This window comes from Nocardiopsis sp. NPDC058789 (assembly GCF_042745575.1).
Lineage (GTDB): Bacteria > Actinomycetota > Actinomycetes > Streptosporangiales > Streptosporangiaceae > Nocardiopsis > Nocardiopsis eucommiae.
This window is the reverse complement of sequence record NZ_JBHYOW010000032.1, coordinates 1-8,381: the sequence shown is the minus strand read 5'-3', so window position 1 is coordinate 8,381 and position 8,381 is coordinate 1. Positions and strand designations below refer to the sequence as shown.

The 8,381-nt window shown below is 71.5% G+C and carries 6 protein-coding genes; 4 read left to right on the top strand and 2 right to left on the bottom strand.

Going from position 1 to position 8,381, the window contains the following annotated elements:
* The first annotated feature begins 232 nt into the window (after positions 1–232).
* Positions 233–892, top strand: coding sequence for a hypothetical protein (locus ACFW3L_RS26100; protein ID WP_378748459.1), 660 nt, complete (start codon positions 233–235; stop codon positions 890–892).
* A gap of 62 nt (positions 893–954) precedes the next feature.
* Here ACFW3L_RS26100 and ACFW3L_RS26095 read toward each other — a convergent pair whose 3' ends face one another.
* Both ACFW3L_RS26095 and ACFW3L_RS26090 read right to left on the bottom strand, forming a co-directional pair.
* The gene (locus ACFW3L_RS26095; RefSeq protein ID WP_378748456.1) at positions 955–1,881 is read right to left on the bottom strand and encodes an LPXTG cell wall anchor domain-containing protein; all 927 of its coding nucleotides are present in this window, start codon (positions 1,879–1,881) and stop codon (positions 955–957) included.
* Between the two features lie 127 nt (positions 1,882–2,008).
* Positions 2,009–3,241 carry a DUF349 domain-containing protein gene (locus ACFW3L_RS26090; protein ID WP_378748452.1) on the bottom strand — a complete coding sequence of 411 codons (1,233 nt, stop codon included), beginning with the start codon at positions 3,239–3,241 and terminating at the stop codon, positions 2,009–2,011.
* Between the two features lie 459 nt (positions 3,242–3,700).
* Here ACFW3L_RS26090 and ACFW3L_RS26085 point away from each other — a divergent pair, with 459 nt between their 5' ends.
* From ACFW3L_RS26085 to ACFW3L_RS26075, 3 genes are all read left to right on the top strand, one after another.
* Complete coding sequence (locus ACFW3L_RS26085) at positions 3,701–4,378, top strand: MBL fold metallo-hydrolase (RefSeq protein WP_378748463.1); 678 nt, start codon at positions 3,701–3,703, stop codon at positions 4,376–4,378.
* Between the two features lie 152 nt (positions 4,379–4,530).
* Positions 4,531–6,297 carry an aspartate--tRNA ligase gene (gene aspS / locus ACFW3L_RS26080; protein ID WP_378748445.1) on the top strand — a complete coding sequence of 589 codons (1,767 nt, stop codon included), beginning with the start codon at positions 4,531–4,533 and terminating at the stop codon, positions 6,295–6,297.
* A 309-nt stretch (positions 6,298–6,606) separates the two neighbouring features.
* Positions 6,607–8,274 carry an ATP-binding cassette domain-containing protein gene (locus tag ACFW3L_RS26075; RefSeq protein WP_378748441.1) on the top strand — a complete coding sequence of 556 codons (1,668 nt, stop codon included), beginning with the start codon at positions 6,607–6,609 and terminating at the stop codon, positions 8,272–8,274.
* The last annotated feature ends 107 nt before the right edge of the window (positions 8,275–8,381 follow it).

Sequence of the window (8,381 nt, the reverse complement as noted above, 5' to 3'; positions counted from 1 at the left end):
TTTTTAAACACTCTTTCTGTGGCGGGCCGCGTCTTTTTTTTAACACCCACGGGCTTTGGTTGGGGGGGGTCTTGCCGCCGCCCGGGTCCGGGGGGGGGGGGCCCTGGGCCCCCCCGCCCTCGGTGTCGTCCGGATCGATCCATCCGCATGCCTTACGCCCCGTTTGGCTACTCTGTGTTAATAATTATGTGCAGAAAGTCATTTTCGTGCTGCCATGCGGAGGAGGAACACCATGGCCGTGCCAGCTGCGGTGTCGGCGTTGGGGCTGGCGGCGTTGATCGCCCTGCCCGGTCAACCGGTCCAGACGGACGAGGGTCCGGTGCCCGGTGCCGGGAGCCTGCACGTCACCGTCCAGGGGGCGTCGGAGGAACGGCTGCGCCCGGGCGACCGGGTGGAGTACACGATCCGGGTCCGCAACGCCGGTGACGAGGCGCTGCCGGACGCACGCGTGGTGCAGTTCCTGCCTCCCTCGATGAGCTACGTCTCCGGAGCCCCCGAAGGAGTGGAGGCGGGCCGGGCCGAGTGGGTGCGCCCCCTCGAGCCCGGGGAACGGGTGATCCTCAACGTGGTCGGTGAGCTCACCGAGGTGCCGGAGGGCGCCCAGCAACCGGTCTCCACCGTCTGCCTGCGCCCCGCGGCCGACGCCTCGCTGTCCTCCTGCGCCTCCACCGTCCACCAGGTCCAGCGGATCCTGCCGATGGTGTGGGTGGTGGCCGGACTGCTCGCCGTGGCCGCCGTCGCGATCGCCGTGGGCGGATACCTGCGCTACCGGGGTACGCGCGGTCCCCGGCCCGAACCCGAGCCCCCGAGCAACCACAGCCCGGGCTCGGTGCCCAACCTGCGGACCTTCCCGGGGAGGGCACCCGTCTACCAGCTGGATGCCCACAGGTGACGGGAACACACGGGAGCGGGGCCGGGGAGAATCCTCCCCGGCCCCGCTCCCGTGTGTGCGGATCAGTCCAGTTCGGTGCGGCGACGCCTGCCGACGAACAGGGCGGCGCCACCGACGGCCGCGCTCAGCAGGCCCGCCACCGCCGGGACGACCGCTCCGGCCCCGGTGGCGGCCAGGGTCGGCGGGGCGGTCGGCGGAGTGTTCGAGCCCTCCGGCGGGCCGGGCGTGGGTGAGGGACTCTCACCGGGGGAGGGCGACGGGCGCGGTGACTCGCTCGGGCTGGGCGAGGGCGAGGGCGTCGGGCTCGGAGTGGGCGACGGGCTGGGGTACCCGGGCGTCGGCTCCGGGTGGCCCGGGGTCGCGTAGCCCGGCTCCGGTTCCGCGTACCCCGGTGCCTGACCCTCCTGTGCGTGCCCGGACCCCGGTTCGGGCTTCGCCTCCGGTGCCGCGTACCCGTGGTCTCCGCTCTTGGCGGGCTTCTCGTGTTCGTCGTCCTTCGCGGGCTCGTCGTGCCCGTACCCCGTCTCGTCGGAGGGGGCGTGCCCGTGGTCTCCGCTCTTGGCGGGTCGGTCATCGTCCTTCGCGGGCTCGTCGTACCCGTACCCCGTGTCTTCGGGGGTCGCGTAGCCGTAGCCCTCGCTCGTTGAGGGCCCGCCGTTCCTGGGTCCCTCGGGCGGGGCATCCGCGTACCCGTGTCCACCGTGGGTCCCGGGCACGCCCTGGGCCCGGACCGGTGGTGTCTCCACGGGTGGGAGGAACCCGCTCTCCGCCCGCTCCGTGCCGACCCCCTCGGCCTCGCCGGTGAACGCGCTGACCTCCTGGGAGATCGGGGCCCCTTCGGCGGCATCGGTGGCCAGTGCCGTACCGGTGCCCCAGACGAGGGGGAGGGCGACCACCGTCGCGGCGCCCAGTGCGCACAGAGCGCCCTTCCCGGTGGAGCCGGATCGTGCCTCGTCACGCTGGTGTGACTTCTTTGAGTGATGAGTCATGCGCACATTGTGGTCAACTTCTGTGGCGGAAGTCCAAAACGGCACGGAACGTGGAGGGAAAATTCGGGCGCGGTTGCACGAAAGGGCCGCACCCCCGCGGGGTACGGCCCAGTTCACGGTCCGAGCGTCAGCTCAGCTCGCCCAGCGCCTTCTCGGCCTCGGCCAACCAGGACCGACGGGCCTCCAGCGCGGCCTCGTGCTCCTTGATCCGCCGGGCGTCGTTGTTGGCCCTGGCCTTCTCCAGCTTGGCCTCCAGGCCCGCGATCGCCGTCGACAGCTGCTCCACGGTGTCCTTCGCACGGGCACGAGCCTCGGGGTTCGTACGCTCCCACTCGGCGTCCTCGGCACGGCGCACGCCGTCCTCGATCTGCCGGAACGCGCCCTCCATCTGGTCGCGCACGTCACGCGGCAGGTCGCCCGCCTCCTCCCAGGCCTCCTGGAAGTCCCGCAGGCGGGCGCGGGCCCGGCGCGGGTCGGTGATGCCGGGGATCTCGGCCCGGGCCTCGGCCAGGATGCGCTCCTTGGCCTCCGCGTTCACCCGCAGCTCGGCGTCACGCTCGGCGAAGGTCGCGTTGCGGGCGTCGAAGAAGGTGTCCTGCGCGGCCTTGAAGCGGGTCCACAGCTTGTCCTCGCTGGCCCGGTCCGCCCGGCCCGTGGCCTTCCACCGCTGCATCAGGTCGCGGTAGGCGCGCGCCGTCGGCCCCCAGTCGGTGGAGTGGGACAACGCCTCGGCCTCGGCGACGATGCGCTCCTTCTCGGAGCGCACCCCCTCCCGCTGCTGGTCCAGGTTGGCGAAGTAGGTCTTGCGCCGCTTGGAGAAGGAGTTGCGGGCGGCGGACATACGCTTCCACAGCGCCTGCTCGGTGGGGCGGTCGGCCCGGGGGGCCTTCTTCCACTCCTCGATGAGCTGGAGCATCCGCTCGCCACCGGACTTCCAGTGCGTGGTCTCGGCGGCGACCCGCTCGGCCTCCGCGACGATCCGCTCCTTGACCTCGCGGGCCTGGCCCCGGGCCTCCTCCTGCGCCTGCTTCTGCTCGACCTTGCGCTCCTCCGCGCGGCCGGTCAGGGCGTCCAGGCGTGCGATGAGCGACTCCAGGTCACCGACCGCGTTCGCGTCCGTGATGGTCGAACGCAGCTTCTCGATGGTGGTCATCGCGGCGGAGGCGGACAGGTCGGTGCTGCGGAGGCGCTTCTCCAGCAGCTCCACCTCGGTGACCAGAGAGTCGTACTTGCGCCGGAAGAAGGCCAGGGCCTCCTCCGGGGCGCCCGCCTGCCACGATCCGACGACCCGTTCGCCTTCACCTGTGCGCACGTAGACCGTGCCGTCATCGTCTACGCGGCCCCAAGGGTCCGTGGTCACCGTGTCCTCCTGCTGTCATGAACCCGGCCGGTCGGGGTCGGGTTCGGGTCGTCGCGGCGGTACCGCGCCTGTTCGTGATGGGAACCACCGTGCACCAGCACGATATCCATACGTTTCGGCGGACAACGACGCGCCGTGTCTCACATCAACGCAGCCCGGGGGTTCTGGTCCCGCTGCCATGCCGTCGGCCGGGCCGGTCACCCGCCTCGGAAGGGGAGGCGCAGGTCGAGGGCCTCGATCAACACGACGACGCTGACCAATATGGCACTACCGCGCGCCCAGGCAAAGAGCCCGGCCGCGCGCGGTGATCGAATGGTGATCAAACGCCAGCCCGGAGAACCCGCCGGTTGGCCCGCCCAGACGCGGCTCGGTAGGCTCTGCGGCTGGGGGACCCGAGCTCCGGCCGAGGTCGGGGGGTTCCCGGACAGCAGAAGCCACCAGGACAGGACGATCACCGCCGTGCTCATCGCCGCGCTTCCCACCGGGCCCCTCTCCGCGAACTGCTACGTGCTGGCTCCCGCCCCCGGAGGCGCCTGCGTCATCGTCGACCCTGGTCAGGGAGCCACTCCCCAGGTCGCCAAGGCCCTGGCCGAACACGACCTCACCCCGGCCGCGATCCTGCTCACCCACGGCCACTTCGACCACGTCTGGTCGGCCGCCGAACTCCAGGACGAGCACGGGATCCCGGTCCACCTGCACGGCTCCGACCGGGGCCTGCTCACCGAACCGGCCGCCGGAGTCGACGCCGGTTTCGCCGCCCAGCTGCGGATGCTCCTGGGCCCCGGCCCCTACCCCGAACCCGACCAGCTGGTCGAGGTGACGGACGGCCAGATCCTCACCCTGGGAGGGATGGAGTTCACAGTCGAACACACCCCCGGCCACACCCCGGGTTCGGTCGTCTACCTCACGCGCACCGGTGACGGAGTGCCGGTGATGTTCGCCGGGGACCTGGTCTTCGCGGGATCGATCGGACGCACCGACTTCCCCGGCGGCGACGGCGACGCGATGAACGCCAGCCTCGCCCGCACCGTCCTGGGACGGGGTGACGACACCCAGATCCTGCCCGGCCACGGGCCCGCGACCACGGTCGAGCGCGAGCGCGCCACCAACCCGTACCTGCGCGGGGTCGCGAGCTGACCGTCGCCCGCCGTCGTGATCCAGGGGACCGGCCGGTGCCGTTGGCGGTAGGATTCCAGTTGTTCAAGGGGCGACGCCCCGCCCCCGCCGGACCCGGTCTCGGGCTCACCGGCATCCTCGCTCAGCCGCGTAGTTAGTGGACTTGGTAACTCATGCATCGTTACAGGACTCATTCGTGTGGTCAGCTCCGTGAGGAGCACGTCGGGCAGCAGGTGCGCCTCTCTGGCTGGGTGCACAACCGCCGGGATCTCGGTGGTCTGCTCTTCGTCGACCTGCGCGACCACTACGGTGTCACGCAGCTCATGGCCCGCCCCGAGTCCCCGGTGTTCGAGGAGCTCAGCCGCATCTCCAAGGAGTCGGTGATCCAGGTCACGGGCGTGGTGGCGGCGCGCAGCGCGGAGAACGTCAACCCCAACCTGCCCACCGGCGCGATCGAGATCGAGGCGTCGGAGGTGGAGGTCCTCGGCACCACCGAGGAGCTGCCGCTGACGGTCTTCCCCGAGGACAACACGTCCGAGGAGCGCCGTCTCACCTACCGCTTCCTCGACCTGCGCCGCGAGCGCATGCACCGCAACGTCATGCTGCGCTCGCAGGTGGTGGCCTACATCCGCCAGAAGATGACGGAACTGGGCTTCAACGAGTTCCAGACCCCCATCCTCACGAGCTCCAGCCCCGAGGGGGCCCGCGACTTCCTGGTGCCCTCCCGCCTGCACCCGGGGGAGTTCTTCGCCCTCCCGCAGGCGCCCCAGCAGTTCAAGCAGCTGCTGATGATCGCCGGGTTCGACCGCTACTTCCAGATCGCGCCCTGCTTCCGCGACGAGGACAGCCGCGCCGACCGCTCGCCCGGCGAGTTCTACCAGCTCGACGTCGAGATGAGCTTCGTCGAGCAGGAGGACGTCTTCGAGGTCATCGAGAAGGTCATGACCGACGTCTTCCGGGAGTTCTCCACCGACTGGGAGATCACCTCGCCCTACCCGCGCATCGCCTACCGCGACGCGCTGGAGTGGTACGGCACCGACAAGCCCGACCTGCGCGTGCCCATGAAGATGCTCGATGTCACCGAGCTGTTCGGCCGGACCGACTTCCGCGCCTTCGCGGGCAAGAAGGTCCGGGCCCTGGCCGTCCCGAAGGTCGGGGACAAGCCCCGCAAGTTCTTCGACGGGATCGGTGACTACGCCGTCGAGCAGGGCGCCAAGGGCCTGGCCTGGCTGAAGGTCGGGGAGAACGGTGAGCTCACGGGCCCCATCGCCAAGTTCGTCACCGAGATCTCCGACGAACTGCTCCAGACCCTGGGCGCCGGTCCCGGCCACGGCCTCTTCTTCTGCGCCAGTGAGGACGAGGACGAGATCAACCGGATCATGGCCCCCGTCCGCGTCGAGGCCGGCCGCCGCGCCGACCTCGCGGAGGAGAAGGTCTACCGCTTCTGCTGGATCGTCGACTTCCCGATGTTCGAGCGCTCCGACGACGGCCACATCGAGTTCAGCCACAACCCGTTCTCCATGCCCCAGGGCGGGATGGACGCGCTGGAGAACAAGGACCCGCTGGACATCCTCGCCTGGCAGTACGACATCGTCTGCAACGGCGTGGAGCTGTCCTCCGGCGCGATCCGGAACCACTCGCCCGAGATCATGTACAAGGCCTTCGACATCGCGGGCTACGACAGGGACGCGGTCGAGGCCGAGTTCGGCGGCATGCTCAAGGCGCTGAAGTTCGGCGCTCCGCCGCACGGCGGTATCGCCCCCGGTATCGACCGGATCGTCATGCTCCTCGCCGACGAGCCCAACATCCGCGAGACCATCGCCTTCCCGCTGAACCAGAACGCCCAGGACCTCATGATGGGCGCTCCGGCGGTCGTCTCCGAGCAGCAGCTGCGCGACGTGCACATCCGCACGGTGCTCCCGGAGCAGAAGAAGAAGTAGCCGCACCGGCCTCGCGCACGGGGCCTGCCGGTCGCACACGAGGCGTCGGCCACCGGAACCCTCCGGTGGCCGACGCCTCGTCGTTATCGCCTGGACCGCCCCCGCGCCCCGTTGTTAGCCTGGACCCGTGCAGTACCTCTACTTCCTGTAGGCCGAACCGAGGCTCCCGCCGCCACAGTGTGGCCGCGGGCGCACGACGTGTGTCCTGACCCCTTCCCGGGTCACCCCGTCTGCTCGAAGAGCTCACACGCGCCCCGCCGTTGAACCGTGTTCGTGTTCCGGCCGGGCCGAGCTCGGTTCGGAGGAACCTTGACCGCACTCAACACCCGTTCCGGCCTCCCCGCCGGAGCGCGGGCCCAACTCACCGCGTCCGGTGTCCACGTCGCCCGTGGCGGCCGCCCCGTCCTGTCCGGCGTCGACATGACCGTCACACCCCGCTCCCGGTGGGGGGTGGTGGGGGAGAACGGCCGCGGCAAGTCCACTCTGCTGCACGTGCTGACCGGGGCGCTGGAGGTCGACTCCGGCCTGGTGCGGCGCCTCGGCACGTTCGGCGTGGCCGAACAGGAGATGACCGTCACCGACGGCCGTACCGTCGGTGACCTGGTCGACGTCGAACTGGCCGACGCCCGTGCCGCCCTGGCCGCGCTCGACGCCAGTGCCACGGGGCTGACCAGCGGCGACCACCGGGCCGCCGAACGCTACACCCAGGCGCTGGAGGCCGCCGAGGTCCTGGACGCCTGGGACGCCGACCGCCGCGTGGACCTCGCCCTGGAGCACCTCGGCGCGGTCACCGACCGGTCCCGGCCCCTGGCGGCGCTCTCCGTCGGGCAGCGCTACCGGGTCCGGCTCGCCTGCCTGCTCGGCGCCGCCCGGGACTTCCTTCTCCTGGACGAGCCCACCAACCACCTGGACGCCGCCGGGCTCGCGTTCCTCACCGACCGGCTGCGCGGGCATCCGGGTGGTGTCGTGCTGGTGAGCCACGACCGCGCCCTGCTGTCGGATGTGGCCACGACCGTGCTCGACCTCGACCCGAGCCGGGACGGCGGGCCCCGTGTCTTCGGCGGGGGGTTCGCCGGTTACCAGGAGGGTCGGCGCGCGGAACGGGAACGCTGGGAGCAGGAGTACGAACAGCAGCGGGCTGAGCACGCCCGGCTCACCCAGGACCTGTCCGAGGCCCGGAACCGGCTGGTCAGCGGATGGCGGCCGGAGAAGGGCACGGGCAAACACCAGCGGGCCACCCGGGCGCCCGCCCTGGTCCGCTCCGTCCACCGGCGCCGGGACGACCTGGAGGCGCACGCGGTCACCATGCCGCCGCCACCGATGCGGTTCCGCTTCCCGGACCTGCCCGAACGGCCGGGCGTGACCCTGCTGCGGGCCGAGGGGGTCCGTGTGGAGGGGAGGCTGGACCGGCCGGTCACACTCGCCCTGGAGTCGGGATCGAAGCTGGTCGTCACCGGGCCCAACGGCGCGGGCAAGTCGACCCTGCTGTCGCTGCTGGCGGGAAGCACCGAACCGACCGCCGGGCTCGTGCGCACCGCGCGCACGGCGCGGGTGCGGCTCCTGGAGCAGGAGTCGCCCGGGGCGGGGGCACGGCGGGCCCGGGACGTGTTCGCCGCGCACCAGGGCCGGCTCGTCAGCGAGGGCGTCCTCGACGAGGGGGAGACGGTCTCGCTGGGTTCCCTGGGGCTGCTGTCGTCCGCCGACGCGGGCCGTCCGGTGCGTGAGCTGTCGACCGGACAGCAGCGCAGGCTCGACCTGGCGCTGGCCCTGGCGGCGCGGCCGCACGTGCTGCTGCTGGACGAGCCGACCAACCACCTGTCGATCCCGCTGGTCGACGAGCTCACCGAGGGGCTCGGCGCGTCCGGTGCGGCGGTCGTCCTGGCGACCCACGACCGCCAGCTGCGACGGGACACGGGCGGCTGGGAGCGGCTCGACCTCGGGGCTGTCGACCCGGCCGCCGAGGCGGTGCTCGGCTAGGGAGTCGGGGGGGGGGGGGGGGGGCGCCCCCCCCCCCCCCCCCCGGGTGGTCGGGGGAATGTGGGCGTAGAGGTAGCTCACCAGCAAATCAGCGACCCCCCGCTCGC